13 protein-coding genes are annotated in these 21383 nt (G+C 49.8%); 10 read left to right on the forward strand and 3 right to left on the reverse strand.

Annotated elements, in window-relative coordinates; genetic code table 11:
- Positions 1-2: 2 nt before the first annotated feature.
- The 3 genes from ACOJTG_RS00470 to ACOJTG_RS00480 form a co-directional block, all read right to left on the reverse strand.
- Positions 3-1019 carry a metal-dependent hydrolase gene (locus tag ACOJTG_RS00470; protein WP_420151994.1) on the reverse strand — a complete coding sequence of 339 codons (1017 nt, stop codon included), beginning with the start codon at positions 1017-1019 and terminating at the stop codon, positions 3-5.
- A gap of 520 nt (positions 1020-1539) precedes the next feature.
- A complete protein-coding gene (locus tag ACOJTG_RS00475) occupies positions 1540-3333 on the reverse strand; it encodes a M14 family metallopeptidase (RefSeq protein WP_420151995.1) in 1794 nt (597 codons plus the stop codon).
- Positions 3334-3655: 322 nt separating this feature from the next.
- Positions 3656-5362: a M14 family metallopeptidase gene (locus tag ACOJTG_RS00480; RefSeq protein WP_420151996.1), complete on the reverse strand. Its 1707-nt coding sequence runs from the start codon at positions 5360-5362 to the stop codon at positions 3656-3658.
- 292 nt (positions 5363-5654) lie between these two features.
- On the opposite strand from ACOJTG_RS00480, the gene ACOJTG_RS00485 reads away from it, so the two are divergent.
- The 10 genes from ACOJTG_RS00485 to ACOJTG_RS00530 form a co-directional block, all read left to right on the forward strand.
- On the forward strand, positions 5655-7709 hold the full coding sequence (locus ACOJTG_RS00485) for an OmpA family protein (protein ID WP_420151997.1): 2055 nt from the start codon (positions 5655-5657) through the stop codon (positions 7707-7709).
- A gap of 147 nt (positions 7710-7856) precedes the next feature.
- On the forward strand, positions 7857-9593 hold the full coding sequence (locus ACOJTG_RS00490; RefSeq protein WP_420151998.1) for a glycosyltransferase family 39 protein: 1737 nt from the start codon (positions 7857-7859) through the stop codon (positions 9591-9593).
- Between the two features lie 99 nt (positions 9594-9692).
- Entirely contained in the window at positions 9693-10511 is an 819-nt protein-coding gene (locus ACOJTG_RS00495) for a transketolase (protein ID WP_420151999.1), read from the forward strand.
- An 80-nt stretch (positions 10512-10591) separates the two neighbouring features.
- The gene (locus tag ACOJTG_RS00500; RefSeq protein WP_420152000.1) at positions 10592-12577 is read left to right on the forward strand and encodes a GDP-mannose 4,6-dehydratase; all 1986 of its coding nucleotides are present in this window, start codon (positions 10592-10594) and stop codon (positions 12575-12577) included.
- An 88-nt stretch (positions 12578-12665) separates the two neighbouring features.
- A complete protein-coding gene (locus tag ACOJTG_RS00505; protein WP_420152001.1) occupies positions 12666-13562 on the forward strand; it encodes a transketolase family protein in 897 nt (298 codons plus the stop codon).
- A gap of 34 nt (positions 13563-13596) precedes the next feature.
- Positions 13597-15228 carry a hypothetical protein gene (locus tag ACOJTG_RS00510; protein ID WP_420152002.1) on the forward strand — a complete coding sequence of 544 codons (1632 nt, stop codon included), beginning with the start codon at positions 13597-13599 and terminating at the stop codon, positions 15226-15228.
- Between the two features lie 246 nt (positions 15229-15474).
- Positions 15475-16221: a glycosyltransferase family 2 protein gene (locus ACOJTG_RS00515; RefSeq protein ID WP_094808924.1), complete on the forward strand. Its 747-nt coding sequence runs from the start codon at positions 15475-15477 to the stop codon at positions 16219-16221.
- A gap of 48 nt (positions 16222-16269) precedes the next feature.
- Positions 16270-17661 carry a protoporphyrinogen/coproporphyrinogen oxidase gene (locus tag ACOJTG_RS00520; RefSeq protein WP_420152003.1) on the forward strand — a complete coding sequence of 464 codons (1392 nt, stop codon included), beginning with the start codon at positions 16270-16272 and terminating at the stop codon, positions 17659-17661.
- 152 nt (positions 17662-17813) lie between these two features.
- Positions 17814-20531, forward strand: a complete 2718-nt coding sequence (locus ACOJTG_RS00525; protein ID WP_420152004.1) for a hypothetical protein — start codon at positions 17814-17816, stop codon at positions 20529-20531.
- 78 nt (positions 20532-20609) lie between these two features.
- Positions 20610-21383: MBOAT family O-acyltransferase (locus ACOJTG_RS00530; RefSeq protein ID WP_420152005.1), on the forward strand; the 774-nt coding region annotated here is incomplete at its 3' end.

The raw sequence follows: 21383 nt of genomic DNA on the forward strand, positions 1-21383 counted from the left end.
ACTCAATACTTCTCAAGGTTACCCGTTTCGCCCTTGATCCGGCGGAACATTTGCTGAACGCTCTTCCAGGTCCAGCCCGTAAAGCGGCCCCGCTGCATGACCAGCCGATTGTCGTAACCGGGTGTCAGGTAAAAATGGAAGGCGAATTCGGCGTCTGGATTTTCCCAGCCCCGGATCTGCCCAAACCGCAGAACGTTGAATTGCAGGGCCGATTCGTTACGGCTCACGGTATAAAATCCCCGTGAAAAATATTTCAAATTCCGGACTTGTGCATTCTCGTTACTCAGCAATTCTTCGCCCTGCGGTACGTAATCAAAAGCCGTTTGCCCCCGATCCCACACGGAACGATATCCCAGTTGATAGCCCGCCCCACTTTTTGCCACGGCGTACCAGAGTAGGCCATTGAAAGGTGTAGGCGTGGTAAAATAAGCACTGTACGGCAAATGCTGAGCCGCCAGAGAGGCTTCGATTTCTTCGTTGATGCGTCGCTTATGTTCAATCGTCCACAGTGTGTACAAACCGCAGGGAACCAGTCCCACTAACAGCCATACCCGACGATTGGGAGCATCCGACCGTAATCGCCAGAGGGCCACACTCGCCACTACTAGCGAAATTGTAAACAGAGGGTCGATTACGTATAAAAGATTGAAGGTCAGTCGCTGCGAACTAAAGGGTTCGAGAATTCCCGTTCCGTAGGAATTGCACAAATCCAGTAGATCGTGCAATACTAGTTGCAGCACACCGAATCCGTACAGGCGAAGAAAAGAGACCTGCGGATAAAACCTTCGAATCAGCACCGCCAGCAAAGCCGGTACCAAAAACGCAACAACCAGCGAGTGGGTGATGCCCCGGTGCACCAGCAGGTTTTCAGCGGGCGACAACCAGAGACTCGTGACCGAATCAATATCGGGCAGGTTTTGAGCAATCGCTCCCCAGAGCAGAGCCTTCTTACCTATCTTTTTGGTTAATATCGCTTCGCCCACACAAGCTCCGATGGTAATATGGGTTAGTGTATCCATGGGAAAGGGGTAGTTCAATTCGCTCGTATAAAGTGGTATGGGAAGGAAATTGTTTCGGGAGTTGGGTTTGAGGTTTGATCAGGTTTGAAGGAGTTTAAGGTTTAATGAGGTTTGAAAACGTTTAAGGTTTGATGAGCCTGAAAGAGCAGATTTAAGAGGTAAAATTTTCATACTTTAAACCAATCAAAACTCCTCCCCAAACCCGCGTTCCATGGGTCTAACCCATGGCTAATTGTATTGAACTCCTTCGGGGTTGAAGCCAGCTAACCCCGAAGGGGTTCAATACAATTAGCCCCGTATGCAATGCGGGGTAAACTTTAAACCCAATCAACGTCAAACCATATCCCCAAGAAACCAACAGAAAAAAGACGCTATTCCCGAAGGAACAGCGTCTTTTTAAAGGATCAGGTTGAAGTAAGGTTTGATGCGTTTGAAGTTCGAGTATGGAAAGGTTCAGTCCTTATGAATCGGAAATTTAAACCTGAAACTTCAAACCTTTTCAAACGTCAAACCCGCCCGACTACTTCTTCGCAAAACTACCCGTAGCCGTGGTCAGCCCGCCTTTTTGGCTGTTGACTTCGATATTCCAGTTGGCCGGGTTTCCTTTCACAATCCAGCGAAGGCGAACGTAACCCATTCCCGGAATGTTGGCGACCTCCAGCGTTTGTGGGTTAAGTTTCTGCTCTTTGTAGCTTTCAAAAGCCGGGGTAGAGCCGTATCCGTACCCACTTCCATCCGGATTCGTCATTTGCAGACCACTGACCACCTGAGCCTCTTTGAGAGTGATGTAATCAGGCAGGTTGATTTTGTTTTTCACATCAAACGACGAGTGTGTAGGAATAATCCGGCTATTGGTAATCGTGGCTGTAATTTCCGTCAGACCATTGCCCAGCTCTTTCTTCGCGACTTCCTTCACCTCGATTTTAGGCATCTGGTTGGCGTGGAAAATCGTGAAGGCTGCGTTGCGGTGGCCGTCCGTTTCGAGGATAAAGCCGGGGTGATTCCGAATGTAATTTTTCTTGAATCCACCAATTTCAATATCGCCGTACTGCGGGTGCTTGAACGGCTTCCAGTCCACAAAGGCATCGCCGTGTAGCAATAGCCGATCAAAATCGTACGGCTCTGTATTGGGGGCGTTTCGAAGTTCGTTGGCTTCGCCTTTCTTGTTGAAGTACAGATAGGACGTCCACAATTCATTCGAGAACATAAAAATCCCGCGACCCAGAGCAAACCAATCGATTTCACCCCCGTATACCGTATACAGAATCTTGTGAATGGCTCCGTACTGATAGGTTGGGATCATTTTCTCGCCCGTTTTGCCCAGGTAGTCGTACACCTGTACGTCAGCCGGATCGTAATGCACGTCGTCTTCCGCCGCTCCGGGACCGCGTAAAAACATCCCGCTATAGTTGTGGTAACTCTGAGCCCCGGCAATGTTGGGGTGCTTCATGACCCATTCCATAATGACTCGCGACTCGGGTAGACTGAACGGATATTTATAAGCTCCGCCCTGAATGTAATCGGGCTGCCAATTCCAGGCCCAGTCGCGGTTCGGATCATAGCTACCGGGGCGGTCTTCGTTGACAAGGCCATCACCATCGTTATCGAGGCCTTCGATACCGAGCATTTCGTACTCACCGGCTTCGTCAGGTTTTGCCGGAATAAGCATCCGGGGATCTTCGGGATTTACTTTCAAACGGCCGTAGGGAGACTTTCGACGCATCATCGTAATCTCACCATCGCCGTCGAGGTCATCGAAATTATCCTCGTCGACTAGTCCATCGCCGTCATCGTCAATCGGCGTCATACCCGAGCGGGGCGTGTTAGCCGTGTTGGGGTTGTAGATAAAATCCTCGCGTGCATCAGGATTGATCGTCGGAGCGAAATAAAAGGTTTTATCCCGCAACAATTCCTTGATAAACTGATTGTTGGCGTGGTTTTCGGTTAGGTACCAGGCCGCGTACAGGGCCATTTCAGAGCCCTGTAATTCATTCGAGTGAATGTTGGCATCCGTCCAGAAGGCAGGTTTCTGCGTATCACTTTTGCCGGACTTCAGATCCGTTATCGTTAATACATACAGGTCGCGGCCCTGCTGCGATTTACCGATGGTTTCGAGTTTCGCCAGATTCGGGTATGCCTTGACCATGCGTTGCATGATGTCAACGAGACCTTTGTAATCGTAGTACCGGTTCCAGGAAACCTGTACTTTCGGATTCGGCGGCGTACCGATAGCCCGAATACCGATGGGATCTTTCTGCTGAGCCAGCACCGATACGCCCGACAGCAGCAGCGAAAGGGTTAAAATTTTCTTCATGGAAATAGCGTATGAATGGAGAAGTGCTTGTCTGGATTTGAGGTTTGAGTGCGTTTCAAGTTTGAGTACGTTTCAGGTCTGAAGAGGTTTAAAGTTTGCGTGCGTTTCTTGGTTTACATGGGTTTGAGGTTTGATAGGATTTTCAAATTTGGAGGTTCATTCAAGCGTAGATCATACCACACTTCCTTTTACTTCATCCTACCTTTTTAAACATTATCAAACCCTTTCAAACCACCTCACACCTTTTTCAAACTTTCTGAAAGCTTCTCAAACCAACTTAAACCTTCTCAAACGCTAGTCAAACCACCGCAAACGCCCCTCCTTATTTCAGATTAACAGTAACTTTGGATGAACCTGCTGGTGCCGATGAAGCTTCAATGGTGAACGTTCCCGTACCCGATACCAGCCAGGTCAGTTGCTCGACGCCATTACCGGCAATTGCGGTGCGAACCAGCTGATGCGTCCGACCCGATACCAGCTTCTGATTTTTGGCGGGCGTCGCCACGATCTTCAGACGATCTTCGTACTTCACGCGGTTACCCAGCTCAGAGTGCGTCGGCAGTAAGCCCTTATTGTGCACATCCACCGTAATGCGGTTCAGACCCGACGACAATGTTTCCGTCTGTACATTCACGATTTCCACTTCGGGCATGGCTTTGGCTATGCTCAAGAGAAAACTGGCGTGTTTCTCGGCCGCTGGCGTCAACATAGCCACGGGTGGATTCCATTTGACGAAGGGTACCAATCCGCCCACTTCCACTTTCTTACCGGGAAAATCGGGGTGTTTGATTTCCTTCCATTCTACAAACGCTTCGATGTTATTGGCTTTCGCCCATTTCAGGAGCTCTACGTCTTCTTCCGAACCCAGGACCGGACTCGCAGCGGCTCCACGGCCTGCTGCCATACCGGGCCGTCCTCCGGGTGCTGGCGTAGCTCCGGCCGGACGAGGACTGCCCGCCCGAGCAGTATCCTTGGGCATCCACCAGCCGGGCGTCGAGAAACTCAGCTTCCCGAAGTGATAATACGCCCAGGAAGGAAAATCGCCTTTCGTGGACGGTAAGCTCGGAGCGTCTTTCAGTCCTGTCGCCGTGTACAGCTTGCTCACGTATTCATTGACGGCCACATCTTTCGCCTGCCAGCCTTTTACGACTCGCTGATTGGCTTTCATCGGATCAAACTTGTAAGCTTCGGTCAGGTTGTTGGAAGGACCAAATGTCAGAATAGCGTACACGTTTTTGTTCTCGTACAACCAGTCGATCAAAGCCCGGTTTTCCAGTTCCGATACGGGGTAATCACCCGAGCCGGGTTTGAAGGGCTCGTATTCGAAGGTAAAGTTTTTATTGAGGTGAATTCCACCGAGTCCGTCCTCGTTGAATGCCCCGTCTTTGTCATTATCAATGCCTTCGGTATATACTAGGTACTGACCCTGTTCGCCCTTGGAAGCGTCTGCTTTTACCAGTACGCGAGGGTCCCCTTTGGCTACGCGGTAGGTTCCCGTCGGATCTTCGATTCGGATTTGAGTAATGAGTCCATCGCCGTTTAGATCCTCCGGACCGTCTTCATCCACGCGACCGTCTCGATCTTCATCCACCGGACGGGCCGTAGACGAACGCTCATATTTCAGTTTAGCGAAGTACTGAGCCGCCGCATCGGGGTTCAGGTTAGGTAGAAAGTAGAAGGTTTTGCTCGTAAGCAATCGGGCTACGCTGTCGGAAGATGCTCCGCTCAATAATTTTTCTGCCGTTTGCAGAGTTAATTCAGTACCGGCCAGGTGCCAGCCTTCCAAGTTAGCGACAATCACGATCGCAGGCTTTTTGCCGCGATCACCCTGACCGACGCTGAGTACCCAGAGGTCTTTTCCAGTAGATGTTTTGCCGATGGATTGTAGGGAAGTTAGGTTCTTGTACTGGGCGTTAAGTTGCTGAAGGCGTTTAGTTAAAGCCGCCTGGTCGGTATAGCCAGACTGGGCCCACAAACGGCCTCCCAGCAGCAGGCCAAGCCCAAGTGTGCTGATGAAGCGTTTTCTCATAAGGGGTTATTTGATTTTATTTGAAACTTGAAAGGGGGCATTCGGCCCATCTTTTCACTGCAACAGCCAGAGCTGTACCGAAAAAAAACAAAGTTTATTTCCCGCTTCCAGACAAAAATAGATGTTGGTACGGGCGTTCACTTTGGTTTTCTTCTAATTTTCGACTAAAATCGAAAGAACAGAGATAAGAGGTCTGAGCTTTTGCGTTAAGAAGTACCGGAGCAACCATTTTCTGCGTACCACCACCTAATTTCTGCAGAAGGGTTACTCCTTTTATCACCGTCTTTGATTCATGAAACGAGCGATTGGGCTAGTAGTAGTTTTATTTTTTTGGGGATTTAGCCTTCAGGCTCAACGTATCTACTGGGCTTCGAAAGTTCTACAGGTTTCTTCAGAAACAGCCAGTAATGATCCGGCGTACCGTGCAATACAGGTGTTGGGCAAACCCAATACGGGTCCTTACGCAGGCTCTAGCAAGGCTGCCTGGCAACCCGCTCAGCCCGATTCGGGCGAGGAATTTGTCAAAGTAGCTTTTGATACGCTCACTCGCATCCGGCAAGTGATTGTGGTTGAAAACTTCGGAGCGGGCTGTGTACATCAGGTTTGGGCCAGCGACGAAAAAGGGGCTGAAAAATTAATTTTTTCTAATTCGGAAGCCGTACCAGCGACCGAAGGAAAGATATGGTCGATCAAGCTTCCCGCTCTCACCCCCTACCGGGTCTCCGCCATACGCGTGGTGCTAAACACCGCCCGCCGACCCGGCATGAACCAGATTGATGCCATCGGTATTTCGTTGGGTGCGGAAACGTACCAACCCGTTATCAAACTAGCCGCCAGCCGTTCTCCGCAGAAACTGGTCAAGGAAAATCTGGGGCCGGCCATTAACTCGGCGGCCAAAGAACTGAATCCCATCATTGCTCCGGACGGCAAAACGCTCTTTTTTACGCGTTGGAATCACCCTGACAATATGGGCGAACCCATGTCTGATTTTCCGGGAGCCCCGGCGATGAAACGGCAGGATATCTGGTTTTCTCAAAACCTGAACGGCGTCTGGCAACCGGCTCAGAACATCGGGGCTCCGCTCAACAACAAAGATCACAACGCGATTTGCTCCATTTCCGCGGATTCCCGTACGGCCCTGCTGCTTAACCAGTATATGCCCAATGGCGAAATGCAGTTCGGGATTTCCTCTTCCTACAAAGGCAAGGCGGGCTGGTCGTTTCCTAAACCCGTTATTATTGAAAAGCTGGATTTAGTACGGGATGAAAATGGCTACTTCACCGAATATTCGCTTTCGCCCGACAAGCGGACGATGCTCATGGCCATTCACCGCAGTGATTCGCGGGGCAGCCGGGATTTGTACATTTCGTTCCTGCAAAAAAACGGGCAGTGGTCCCCACCCCGCAACCTGGGTCCGGACATCAATACCGCCGAAGAAGAAGGATCGCCCTTTTTGGCGGCGGATGGGAAGACCATCTATTTCAGTACCCGAGGCTGGGCGGGCTACGGCGATCAGGACATTTTTGTAAGCCGTCGCCTCGACGATAGCTGGCAACGCTGGTCGGAGCCGGAAAACCTGGGACCGGACATTAATACGCCGGGTTGGGATGGTTACTTTACAGTACCTGCCTCGGGTGATTACGCGTACCTGTGTTCGGACCAGAATTCCCTCGGTGGCGAAGATATTTTTCGGATTCGGATCAATGAAGCCATCAAACCCGAACCCGTGGTCATTGTTTCGGGTACGGTGCTCCATGCCTATACTCTCAAACCGATGACGGCCGACGTGATAGCTCAGGTGCTGGAAGGCAAAAAAGACAGTATTCAAACGGAATTTAATCCCGAAACCGGGGAGTATAAATTAATTCTTCCGCTCAAAAAACTGTACGGTCTGAACTCGTCGAAACAGGGCTTTTACGCCCAGAGTGAAGAGCTGGATCTACGGAATGAAAAACGGTACCGGGAAATTCGTAAGAACCTGCTTCTGGTTCCCATGGAAAAAGGCACCCGAATCGTCATGAATACGGTCTATTTCGAGCAAAGTCAACCCGAAGTAGATTCGGCTTCCTTTGCGGAATTACGCCGACTCGTTCAGGTGATGACGGAAAATCCCAACATGCAAATTATGATGGAAGGGCACACCGACAACCAGGGTGATTTCAACGCCAATCTGGTTTTATCCCAGCAACGCGTGGAGCATATCAAGAGCTTTTTGGTCTTTAAAGGCATTGCAGAAGACCGGATTATCTGTAAAGGATATGGGTCGAGTCGCCCGATTACGAACAATTACAGCGAGGAAAACCGACGAAAAAATCGCCGGGTAGAATTCACGATTTTACGGAAATAAGCTTTCGCTGAACCATTTTACACCCCGTTTTAGGACAAAGTACCGGGGGATGAGCTTGCTTTCAAATCTATTCTTGATTTGCAGGACTGTGGGTTTTTAATCATTTTCGCGGCTGATTCGGTCTAACCGGACTGAATACATGGTGCCATGTCAAGACCCACTATCTACCTTCTTCTCTCTGGAATTCTTATTCTTGCGGTCGGTTTACGACTGTATACGCTCGGCGATTACAGTCTGTTTTTCGACGAAAAATCAACCCTGCTGGTTTCGCAGGGCGTACCATTGGAGGGTGCCAATCAACCCGAATTACACCAGAAATATTTCACACCCAAGGATTTCTGGCGGCCCAAGCACATGGCTGATTATTACGAAGCCATCAACCGGAGTGATATTGGGAATTCTCCGGCGTACTACGTGCTCTTTCACGCCTGGGTGGCTTTGTTTGGCATGAGTGACTTTGCGGTCCGAATGCTTTCGGTCATTTTCAGCGTTCTGACGGTGGCTTTGGTCTTCCGTTTCACGCAAAAACACCTGAAAAGTGATCGAATGGCTCTGTTTGTGGCTTTATTAATGGCTATCGAGCCGTTTTTCGTCGCTTACAGTCATCAGGCCCGTAACTATTCGATGACGTTCTTTTTTACGCTGCTAGCCACGGACGTTTTTCTGGATATTGTTCGCTCTCCGATACCCGTGCACTGGACCAAATTCCTCTGGTACGGACTGCTGGCCTGGCTGGTGTGGTTCTGTCACTTCCTGGGCATCGTTGTGATTGGTATTCACGGCTTGTACGTATTGCTCTACGTCCGGAACGTGCGAATCTGGATTGGCTTAGCTCTTTCTTTGATTTTCCCGGTACTAGGCATGGTCTGGTGGATGTCGCCCGGCAAAGGCGGCGAATACACGCTACACACGCTGAAATATCAGGGAGAACTCTACAAAAAAATTGCGGATACGCAGACGGATGGCATGATCACCCAAGCTACTCTTCCGAATATCTGGAAGAAACTGGCTCCGGTATTAGCTGATCAGTTTTGGGTGAGCAACGGACTGGCTAGCCGTCTGAGTGGCAAACGGAATCTGATTATCCTGTCCATTACCACGGTACTCTCCCTGTTTGCCATTTGGCAGTACCAACGCAAACAACAGTTTCGCTGGTCGCTGATTGCGATTGTATTAACCTTCGCATCCCTGTTTTTATACACGACTCAGCCGTTTGCCTTCCTGGCTTTCCAGAGTTCGATGATTTTGGCGGGAGTACTGCTGGTATACGCGTTCAAAAACCGGGCGGTGGCCGAACGACCCTTACTCGTCTTTTTCGTGCTGCTTACCTTTTTACCGACCGCTTTTCTAGTAGTAATGTCCCTGAAAAACGGACACACCTTTGGTATTACGCAACGCTACGGTGGATTCTCCTTTCCGTATGCGTTGATTCTGATTGCCATTGCCTTACGTGAAAGTAGACGCCTCCCGCTCTGGAGTAAAATGGTCGTCGGTATAGCCTGCGTCGCTCAGATAGGTTGGCTGGTTCAGGTTTTACAGGAAATTTACGAAGACCGATCACCCAAGTACACGTACCGTTCGGAAGCCCGGATTGCGAATCCGTACTGGGCGGCGGCTCAGGAGATCAAAAAGCTGTACGCTCCCGGCGATACCATTCTGTACCCCAGCGGTGTGAAGGATGTGTATGGATCAGCGGATGAGTACACAGCGAGCATTAAAATCTCGATTCTGGACGCTCAGCTGACCAATGTCTACTTACCGAAAGATGCCTCGTATTGGCAACGAATTGACTCCCTTGAGCAGGATAAGTTGTATCTTTGGCAAAAATCAACGGGTCAAAAACGTCTGATTTTCGATTTTGAACGTTCTAAATATCGGTACTAAGGTTTCTTTGCACGAAAAGCCTTACGGTACCGACCTCAGCATAAGCCCTCTACGGGCCTGACTACCATTAACCATTTTCAACTGCCAGCCTTACTTTCCATGTTGGAAACTGAATTGAAACAATTAGCCGGGGAACTGCGACTGAAGACGCTCGAACTCTACAAAATGGCCAATGCAGGTCATATTGGCTGTTCGATGAGCTGCCTGGATTTGATGATCGGATCGCTCGTCAAACAAAAGCGGGATTCGGAAGTCTTTATCCTGTCCAAAGGACACGCCGCAGCGGCTTTGTATACGTGCCTGAATCATCTCGGTGAAATTTCGGACGACACCCTCCAGACGTTCTACAAAAACGACACAACGCTTCCGGCTCACCCCGCTCCCAATAAACATACGGGCATTCCCTTTGCCACCGGCTCCTTAGGTCACGGTTTGCCCATTGCTACGGGCATTGCGAAAGCCAATCAGCTGAGCGGTGAGGACGCTCTGACGTTCGTTTTGATGTCGGACGGGGAAACTAATGAAGGGACAACTTGGGAAGCTTTACACTTTGCTGTAAACAATCAGCTCGATCAGTTAGTAGTATTAATCGACCGGAATCGTTTGCAGGGATTTGGCCACACCCAGGATATTCTAGGTGATTCGGCGGACCCTCGCAAATACGAAGTGTTGGGAGCCGACGTCGTTGAGATCGATGGTCATGATATTGCGGGCATCATTCAAACGATTGAACAGCTACGCACCCAACGCAACGGCAAGCCGAAAGTAGTCGTCGCCAATACCATCAAAGGCAAGGGCATCTCGTACATGGAAAACCGCATGGAATGGCACTACCTCCCCATGTCCGCGGACCTGTACGCCCAGGCCCAGAAAGACGTCATCGAAGCGTATCAACTATCTGTAGAACACGATCTTTAGTTTACTGTTGTCGGTTTGCAGTGTTCAGTTGGGTTTCTTCCTGAAAACTGAAAACTGAAAATTGTAAACTACCCTATCTAATGACCGAATTATTACGTGACGATATTTTGCAGTTGCGAGGGCCCATCTTCGTGTATGGAGCCAGTGGGTTTATCGGAGCTGCCCTGTTTGAAAAGATTTTTGCCGTTCGCAAGGACGTGTATACCCTTACCCACGACGCCCGCAAAGCCTGGCGACTGAAGTTACTTGACGTACCAGCGGAGAATGTCATTCACTGTGACATTGTTTCGCCCACGTCCGTAAAGGGAGTTTTTGATGAACTGCAACCCAAAACCGTCTTCAATTTGGCAGCGTATGGGGCCTACTCCAAGCAGCAGAACATCATCCTTACCTACGAAACCAACGTCATAGGTACGGTAAATATTCTGGAAAACTGTACGCCGGAAACCGTGTATGTGCACGCGGGCAGCAGTTCCGAATACGGCTTTAACTGTACGGCTCCCGCCGAAACGGATCCGGTTGAACCGAACAGTCATTATGCGGTATCGAAGGTTTCTTCGGCGTATCTGATTCAGTTTTACCACCAGGTACAACGGAAAAAAGCGGTCAACTTACGACTGTATTCCATTTACGGCGATTGGGAAGAACCTGACCGGCTGATTCCGCGTCTGGTAGAGAACGTTCGAAAAGGGCAACTGCCTCCGCTGGTATCCCCCGAAATTTCCCGCGATTTTGTGTACGTGGATGACTGTATTGCAGCCTTCGTGAAAGCTGCTCTGGCCGACTTCAACGTCATTGGCGGTAATTCCTATAACATTGCATCGGGGGTAAAAACCACCATCGCCGATCTGGTGAAAACGGTACAGGAACACTTCGGCATTAGCCAGGAAGCGGTGTACGGCACCATGCAAAACCGCAAATGGGATTTGGCCGAGTGGTACGGCGATCCTTCAGCCGCCCGCCGGGATCTGAACTGGGAAGCTCAGTATACGCTGGCTCAGGGTCTGCGACGTACCTACGATTGGCAGGAGCGACATCGGTACGAGGAACGTATCATTCCGGCCTTCCAGAATCCGTATCTGAATCCGGTGATTTCGGCCATTATTGCCTGCTACAAGGATGCCCAGGCCATGCCTTACATGTATGAACGCCTCGTCAAGACGTTCAACGCCATGAAGGTGCGGTATGAAATCATTTTCGTCAACGACCGTTCGCCCGATAATACGGAACAAGTGCTGGAAGAGTTGTGTGCCAAAGATCCTAACGTGATTGGCATCACACACTCGCGGAATTTTGGCAGTCAGTCGGCGTTCCTGAGTGGGATGGAAATCTCAACGGGCGATGCCGTCGTGCTCATGGATGGGGATCTACAGGATCCACCGGAGATTATTCCCGACTTCTACGAAAAGTGGCAGGAAGGCTTCGAAGTGGTCTACGGAACGCGGGTACAGCGGGAAATGAAACCGCACATGCACGTGTTTTACAAACTCTTTTACCGCATATTCCAAAGTCTGAGTTACATCCCCATCCCCCGCGATGCCGGTGATTTCTCCATGATTGATCGGAAAGTGGTCAAAGAACTGGTCGCTCTCCCCGAAACCGAGCAATTCCTGCGGGGATTACGGGCCTGGGTGGGCTTCAAACAAACGGGCGTTCCCTACGTGCGGCCCGAGCGTATGTTTGGCGTATCGACCAACAACTGGCGGAAAAACATTGGCTGGGCGAAAAAGGCCATTTTCTCATTCAGTTTCGTACCGCTGGAACTGATGAGCTACGCGGGTTTTACCCTCACGGGACTTTCCGTACTGGGCATTTTCTATCAGATTCTAGCCAAGTACTTTTTTGCACCGGACACCCCACAGGGCTTTACTACGGTAATTATCCTGATTACGCTGTTCGGCGGTTTAACTCTGATGGGGCTGTCGTTCCTGGGCGAGTACATCAGTAAGATTTTTGAAGAAACGAAAAAGCGACCCAAGTTCATCCGAACGGTTGTCCGTAAAGGTGGCAAGAAATACCAGACGTCCGAAGAAATAAAAACGCTGGTTACGCAACAGAAAAAGTAATGTAGTTTACTGTTTTCGATTTACCGTTTTCAATTGAACAGTGCTTTCAACTGAAAACGGTAAACCGAAAACTGACAACTAATTCCTCATGAGAAAAGAATTTAGTGAAGCCATTGAAAAACTGGGAGCGGCGGATGAGAAACTCGTATTCATTACGGGTGATTTAGGTTATAACGCTCTCGAAAATGTACAAAAAACCCTGGGACCCCGCTTCATCAATGCCGGTGTGGCCGAACAGAATATGGTCGGTATGGCCGCCGGATTGGCCTACCGGGGTTACAAAGTCTTTTGTTATTCCATTGCTCCGTTCATTGTCTATCGCTGTCTGGAGCAGTTCCGCAATGATGTTTGTCTGCACAACCTGCCCGTTTTTCTAGTGGGAAATGGCGGTGGCTACGGCTATGGGATCATGGGGAGTTCGCACCACGCCATTGAAGATATGGCGGCTCTGAGTCCGCTACAAAATGTTAAGTGCTGGGTACCCGCCTTTGCCGACGAAGTGGAACTCAGCATCGAAAGCATGGTACGGGAAGCTCGTCCGGCTTATCTTCGACTGGGCTACGGAAAAAATACGCCTTCGTTTGAACGTGAATCGGGTTCCTTCCGCATTCTGCGTACCTACCCCGATGCTCAGGGTACAGTAGTAGCCCTGGGACCAGTTGCTCAGAATGTACTGACGGCTTTGGAACAATCGGGTCAGCCATGGAATGTACTTACGGCTCTTACTCTGCCCTTACAGCTCACGGATGAAGTAGCAAACTTACTCGAATCTGCTGGTCATGTATTAGTAGCTGAAGAACACGTAAGCATTGGTGGATTGGCTCAGCAATTATCGGTACAGATACTCGAACGCGGGCTTTCGCTGAAATCATTCAAAAGTCTGCGGGCCGAGGGCTATCCGGGTGGGTTATACGGCGATCAGGCGTATCACCAGCAACGTTCTCACCTCGACCCCAACTCTATTCTTCAAGCCTTAACCCTGTAATTGAAGCGGCCCCTCACGGGCTTTGATTTTCGGAATGTCCCTTAAAAAAAGTATCGCTTTTCTGGCTCTGCTGGTCGGTCTGGTACCCATTTTCTGGTACTTCAGCCTGCTTCATACCTACGCACTTAATATTCCCAAGTGGGATGATCACGGCTTACGGGCGTTCATCGAACGGGTTGAGTCGGCAGAAACCCTGGGGCAGGTATTTCAGGCGTTCTGGCGACAGCACAATGAGCACCGGATCGTGTATGATCGAATCATTTCCTTCCTGGATTACACGTTAACGGGCAAACTCAACTTCGTGCACCTGATGTGTGTGGGCAATGCCTCGCTGCTGCTTTTGCTGGTAGTTTGGGGGAAAGCCCTGCAACCGTATCGCTCGCTGGCTTATCTCTTGCCGCTACCTTTTCTGCTGTTCAATCTTTCGCAGTGGGAAAACATGTACTGGGGCATGGCCGCTTTGCAGAATTTTAGCGTCGTTGCCTGGGTCGCGTGCGGACTGTACGCCCTGTCTTATCACCGTACGCTGGGCTGGGCCATAGGCTGGGGAATACTGGCGGGAATTACTAGTACCAACGGCCTGTTACTCTGGCCCATTGGGGCAGTACTATTAGTTCTTCGCTCTTCCCGAAAAAAAGCCTGGCTTTGGACGGGTGTGGGCGTTCTTTTCTGGATTTTATATTTCCTGTATTACAACAAAACCGAGCAGCCTACACAGCCGGTTACTAATAAAGTACTGACCTTCATTCGGTCCGTCTTGCTGTTTTCCGGATCCGTTACGGAACCCTTGTGGCCCCGCAAGTCGACACTGGTGGTACTGGCGACCGGAGCCCTGCTGGTCCTGGCTGCTTTGGGCATGACCACGCAACTGGGCTGGAAGGCCTGGCGTTCGAAGCTGACTTCGCTGGATACCTTTTTACTGGGTATGCTGGCCTTCGTTGGCGGCACGACAGTGATGGTAGCGATTGGACGAATGGGGTTTGACGAAGCAACGTTCATGACCAGCCGATACAAAATCTACACGATTCTGCTGGCGATGCTGGTATACACCTGGCTACTGATGCAGGTCTCGACTACCGTGCGAAAAGCAATTGGGATTACAGCAAGTGTACTGGGCGTAGCCATTCTGCTCGGTTGCTATTCGTACTTTTATGACGATACGCTTCGCCTGCGTAACCAGTTGCTGAGTATGCAGTTCAACTGGACGTACCCGCGGGTACCGGTAAAAGAGCCCCTGATCAATGACCCGGCTCCGGCCTGGTATGATGCGTACGCGGACGACATGATTAAAGGTGAGTTCTCCCGCTGGAAACCCTACCCGATCTCTCTACAACCGTCGGCAGCGTATACCCTGCTGACGAGTGAAGGAGTGCCGACTGGAAAGGATTTCCTTGATTCGTATTACCTACTGCGTAGTCTGAAAAAATCGTATCTCGTACCCTTTGGTTTTACGACGATCACTCAACCCTTTGCCTCTCCGACCGGTGAGCAATACGTTCAGCCGGTTTCACAGACTGCCGTTTCTCACGCGGAGTACGAGCCAGGGTTATATCTAGTTTTCGTGGTTCGGCAGACCGATACGGGTTCTCCCCGCTTTTACCAGACGGGGCGATCCATTACTATTGAACCACGGCCAGAAGCCCCAACTTTGCCGCAAAACTGGTAAGGAAGTGAATTAAGGAATTGTTATGTTCGTTCAAACAAGGCACTTTTAATCCAGAGCCTTAAAAACAAAGTGCTCATCTTAAAGTTATATCGTATAAACCCGGGACATGGCTTAATACCGTTTGATCTTATTTCGACTGAAAGCAACGAAGCTCGTGAGTATAAACTCATTCATCGAAATATTGCACTACCTTTGCGGCATCAACCTATATCATGTTGCCTTTAGTCCCCAACCAATAGTTATTTCATGTCTGTTCTGCTATCCATTGTAATGCCTGCCTACAACGAGGAGGAAATCATTGAAACCGTTGTTCAAAATTGGTCGGCATTCCTTGAAAAATACTTCCAACCCCTCGGCGAAACCCGCCTGATTGTTGTAAACGACGGCTCTAAAGATTCAACCGGAGCCAAGTTAGATCAAATTGCACCGAAGTACCCCCTGCTGATGGTGGTCCATCAGAAAAATGGAGGTCACGGAAATGCGGTCGTTCATGCATACCGAAAAGCCGTTGAAATTAACTCGGAATGGGTGTTTCAAACGGATTCTGACGATCAGTTCGTAGCAGAAGATGTCCTGAAACTTTGGGAAAAACGGAATGAATCTGAGTTCATCATGGGCTTCCGTCAAGTACGGCACGATGCAACGTTCCGGCTTTTTGTAACCCGGGTTTTGAAGTACTCGCTGTACGCCGTTTACGGTACGTTTATCTCCGATAGTAATATTCCTTTCCGCCTCATCAAAGGAAGTTTGCTGAAGAAGCTGCTCGCTCAGCTTCCGACGCCACTGCCGTTTGCCCCCAATATCTTCCTGGCTATCATGGCTCGCAAGGCGGGTAACAAAACCTTTGATATCCCCATTACGCACAAGGAACGGGCAACCGGTGAGGTTTCCATTCAAAAAATGAAATTACTGAAAGTGTGTTGGCAAAGCTTCCAGGAGCTCTTCAAATTCCGCCAGGAGCTCAACTCAAAAGTGAAAGCCATCAAATCCTAAGTAACTGTTGAACTGTACCATTCTGACTCATTTAGAAAATTATTTGGCATGAATTATCAGTATGTGATTATTGGGTCAGGCCCGACGGGTCTGGGGGCGGCGTATCGTTTAAAAGAACTGGGCATCACCGATTTCCTGGTTCTGGAAAAAGAAGACCACATTGGAGGGCTGGCCACCAGTTTCGTTGATGAACAAGGCTTTACCTGGGACGTAGGCGGACACGTCCAGTTTTCTCACTATAAGTATTTTGACGACCTGATGCTGAAGGCTCTCGGAGCCGATGGCTGGTTGACACACCAACGCGAAAGCTGGGTCTGGATTGAGAACCGTTTCGTACCCTATCCTTTCCAGAACAACATCAAATACCTCTCGCAGGATACGATGTGGAAGTGTCTGGACGGTCTAATCGACCTGTATAAGAATCCTTTCCAGGGTAAGCCTAAAAACTTCCGCGAATGGATTTTGGCTACGCAGGGTAAAGGTTTGGGCGAAGTTTTCATGTTCCCGTATAACTTCAAGGTTTGGGCCTATCCGACCGAAGACATGAACGCCGTATGGGTAGGCGAACGCGTATCCGTTGTGGATTTGCACCGCATTACCAAAAATATTTTATTCAATAACGACGATTATTCCTGGGGCCCCAATGCCACCTTCCAGTTCCCCAAACACGGCGGTACCGGGGGAATCTGGGAAGCCGTAGGTGATCTGGTTGGTCGCGAAAACATTCTACTCAACGCCGAAGTAACCAGCGTTGATGCGGAACAAAAGCAGATTACGCTGGCTGACGGTCGTACGGTAGGTTATCAGACGTTACTGAATACCATGCCCGTTGATTTGTTCACGAAAAAGGTACAGGGCCTCGACCCAGCCGTTGTGGAGAAAGCTCAGGGCCTGAAGCACTCATCAACTAACGTGATTGGTATTGGTCTGAAAGGTCAACCCAAAGCAGAACTGGCGACAAAGTGCTGGATGTACTTCCCCGAATCCAATAGTCCCTACTACCGGATTACGGTATTCTCGAACTACTCTCCCAACAACGTACCCGACATCCATACGCAGTGGTCATTGATGGTAGAAGTGAGTGAGTCGCCCAAGAAACCCGTGAACCAGGAAACGCTGATGGCTGAAACCATCCAGGCGTTGCTGGAAGATGGACTGATTGAATCAGCCGACGACATCATCTCTAAATTCCATATCCGTTTCGAGTACGGTTATCCCACGCCAAGCGTTGAACGTGATGGCATTCTGAAAACCGTATTACCCGCTCTGGAACCCTTTGACATCTACTCCCGTGGTCGCTTCGGTGCCTGGAAGTACGAAGTTTCCAACCAGGATCACTCCCTGATGCAGGGCGTGGAATGGGCCAACCGAGTAGCGATGAACGTACCCGAACTCTCGCTCTTCTTCCCCGACACCGCTAACGCCATGTGGGGTAAGTAAGCTCAATTTTTATTTGAAGTTTCGACGAGGAACCTTTTATTCGCTGCCAGTCGGGAAACCGACTGGCAATTTTATTAAGTTGTTCCGTACATTCGGTATTACATACGGTGGCTCATGCCCCGCTCACCGATTTATCTAAAAATTGACCCTTAGTGAAGCGTATTTACTGGATTCTGGGCCTTGCTATCGTTATTGGATTAGGTTGCTGGGCGTACTACCGCTGGTCAACGAACGAACGCTCGGCCTGGGCATACATCCCGGAAGATTACCTGCTAGCCGTCGAGAGTACGGAGCTGCAGAATCCCTCCGAGCCCTTGCGTTCGTACCAGATGAAGCTTTCCGATTTACCGATTCTGGAAGAAGCTCAGGACGCCCTGAGTGTTCTACGGCAGGCGATAACGGACACGGCTCAGTTGTCAAATTTTCTGCACGGTAAAACCATTACGTACGCTCTGCACGTAGAAACCAGTAGTACCGTTAATTACGTACTCTACATTCCCTACCAGGCTCAGGATCAGATCTTTTTAAGTCAGCTCAATTCGCTCAATTCCAAAGCCGTACGGGGTCTTACCCATCAAACGGCCAAACAGGCCATTACCGACGTTACCATTGCGGCCAGCCGTAAACGGTTTTCGTTCATGCAATACGATAACTATTTGATTTTGAGTCCGTCTTCGCTACTGGTGGAAAACGTGGCTATGAAAATCAGTAAGTTACTCGATGTTCCGGCTACTTCGCCACCCGTACCTGCGGAGTATGTTACTGCGAAAACTAAACTCTGGATGAATGGCCCGGCTTTGAAGTTGCTGGCCGGACGGCTCATGAATCAGCAATCGCCCGGAGGAGCTTTATTGTCGCTACTGCCCACGAATACGGCGTTTCAATGCCAGGTCGATGGACTACGGAAAGAGCTATCGGTTCAGACCACCACCACCCTGCCGGAAGCCAATCCCTACTGGCATACCTTCGACGGACAGCAGTCGGGCGGCATGCTCAGTCAACGCTTCATTCCCAACGGAACGGCCACGATGGTCAAGCTCAACCTGTCGGACCCCATTGGCTGGGCCAATCGCTTTATTCGCTACCAGCGGAAACACGAATCCGAACTGGCGGACCAGAAATCACTCTGGCAGGACAATTACCCCGTTACACCCGATTCCATTTACTACCACGTTAATCGGGAGCTAGTTCTGTGCCGCATGGAAAGTGATGAACTCAACGAAGGCGGCAATTTATTACTGGTAAAGCTGAATCAACCCAAAGCCTTTATTCGCTGGATTCAGAAAGATGCCGCCGCCATTCGTGAACAAGAAAAAGCACCCCGTTTTGAAGAATTAGTGGCCGGAAACATCGTACGCCAACTCTTACTGACGGAGGTCCCGGCGGTCTGGTTTGGCAGTGCTTTTCAGGGCTTTCCTCGCACCTACTACACGATCGTAGATGGATACGCCGTCTTTGGCAGCAATGTGCAGGTGATCCGAAACTACATCATGGATTACCGGCGGGGGAACGTATGGATGAATTCGGCTCAGGCTCAGGAAGTCCTGCGGCTCATGAAGCCACAACCTTTCACCATGGTTTTTAACGCTGGGAAATCCTGGTTTTCCGTTTTGAAAGGCCTCAAGAATGAGTGGAAAGGTCCAATTACCAATCTGGAAGAACCGCTCAAACGCCTGAATTTTCTTACCTGGCAAACCGGCGTTCGGGCGGGTAAAATCGACCATCGCCTCATCTGGACCAAAGGACGCATTACGACGGAACCGGGTCTGCTGCGAAAAGTATTTCTGCAAAAGCTCATTCCGAATCCGCTGGGTCGACCGTTACAGCGAGAGCCATACGTGTACCGGAATGCCATTACGGGTACGACCGACCTGATCGTTCAGACGCAGGATCATGATCTGATTCCCATAGCCATTGGGGCGGCTCCTTCGGTGAAATTCCGGCTGTCGGGTCCATTGGTTGCTCCCATTCAGTTGATGGACTACTTTGGGAAAGGACGCGATCAGCTCGTACTCTTTACCGCCGATCGCCTGTACATCCTGAATCCTACGGCGAAAGGCTATCAACTGTACGCTTCCAAACCCTTCAGCCGTCTGCTGGACTATCGGCTGACCATTTTCGATCAGACGCCCGAACGGCGTACCCAGTTTTCGGCCCTCGACGCCGAAGGACGGCTGTATACCGTTAGTAAGGCTGCGTTTACCCTCGTTCCTTCCGGTACTATTCCCGACGTACGACATGCCTTGACTCCTATTACTCAGGTAACTACGCAGGGTGATTCGTACGCGGTGTTGCTCGAACCCAATGGCCACCTGACGCTCACGAATGCGAAAGGCAAGGCTCTACCGCATTTTCCCATCCAGCTAAAGCAAAACTTTGACGGGCCCGCTTTTGTCGAAACGACCGATCGCGACGCAGATTTCTCCCTGCAACTGGTTAGCGTTTCTGGTGAAATCCTAAAAATGAATCAGGAAGGAAAGATCATTCAGCACCGACAGCTGATTAAACCATCCCGTGAGACCCGTTTTAGAATGTTATTAGAAGAAACTGGTAAGGACTGGCTCATCGTGCAGCAAACCAACCAAAACGTAACGATTTTAGATAAACAGGCCAATTCGCTCTTTAATATTTTCCCGATTACGCCGGAAAGTCAGTTGAGATACTTTGCTTTTGGAGCCGAAACGAAAATTTTATCCGTGACGGATTCGCGGGGTACCATGCTGTACAATTTACAGGGCGAACCGATGATTCAGGCCCCCATTCCAAGCCTTTACCCGGTTACAATTGAGTTTGCGGAGTCCTATCAGAAGCTGTTCATCTATGCAACCAGCGGAAAAGGGGTGCAGATTCTGACGTCCAAAATCCGTTAATTCCAGGGGTCTATACTCCTATTTCCATGAATTTTCAATCCAAACCGTTAGTTTTGGGCGTTTTTTATACGACTTCCAATGGTTTTTAATTCCCTTCAATTTCTTCTCTTTTTCGGAATCGTAACGCTTAGTTATTTCAGTCTCCGGTGGAGTGGACGCTGGCTATTACTGTTACTGGCCAGTTGTTATTTCTATCTCATCTTCGTTCCTAAGTATATTCTGATTCTTTTTGGAACGATTGTCATTGATTACATCGCAGGTATCTGGATTGAAAACACTAAAAATCCCCGCAACCGAAAAGCATTGCTTTTGCTAAGTCTGGTGGCGAATGTGGGTATTTTGGCCTTCTTCAAATACTTCAATTTTATTGCCGAAAATGTGGAAGCCGTTTTGCATCTGCTGGGTAATACGCGACATATTCCAAGGCTTGGGATGGATTTGTTACCGGGCATTATCTTACCGATTGGTCTGTCGTTTCACACCTTCCAGGCCATGAGTTACACCATTGAAGTGTACCGGGGCAATCAGAAAGCCGAACGCCATTTTGGGATCTATGCTCTATACGTGATGTTCTATCCGCAGTTGGTGGCGGGGCCGATCGAACGCCCGCAGAACGTACTCTGGCAGTTCCACGAATACTTCCCCTACAATTGGGATAATGTCAAGGAAGGACTCATGCGAATGGCCTGGGGCCTGTTTAAAAAGGTAGTCATTGCCGAACGTCTGGCAATGGTCGTAGACCCGGCCTACGCCAACATTAGCGATCATAACGGTACGAGTCTCTGGGTGGCAACCATTTTCTACAGCTTTCAAATCTACTGTGATTTTTCAGGCTATTCAGACATCGCCATC

The organism is Siphonobacter sp., from assembly GCF_048595215.1.
Lineage (GTDB): Bacteria > Bacteroidota > Bacteroidia > Cytophagales > Spirosomataceae > Siphonobacter.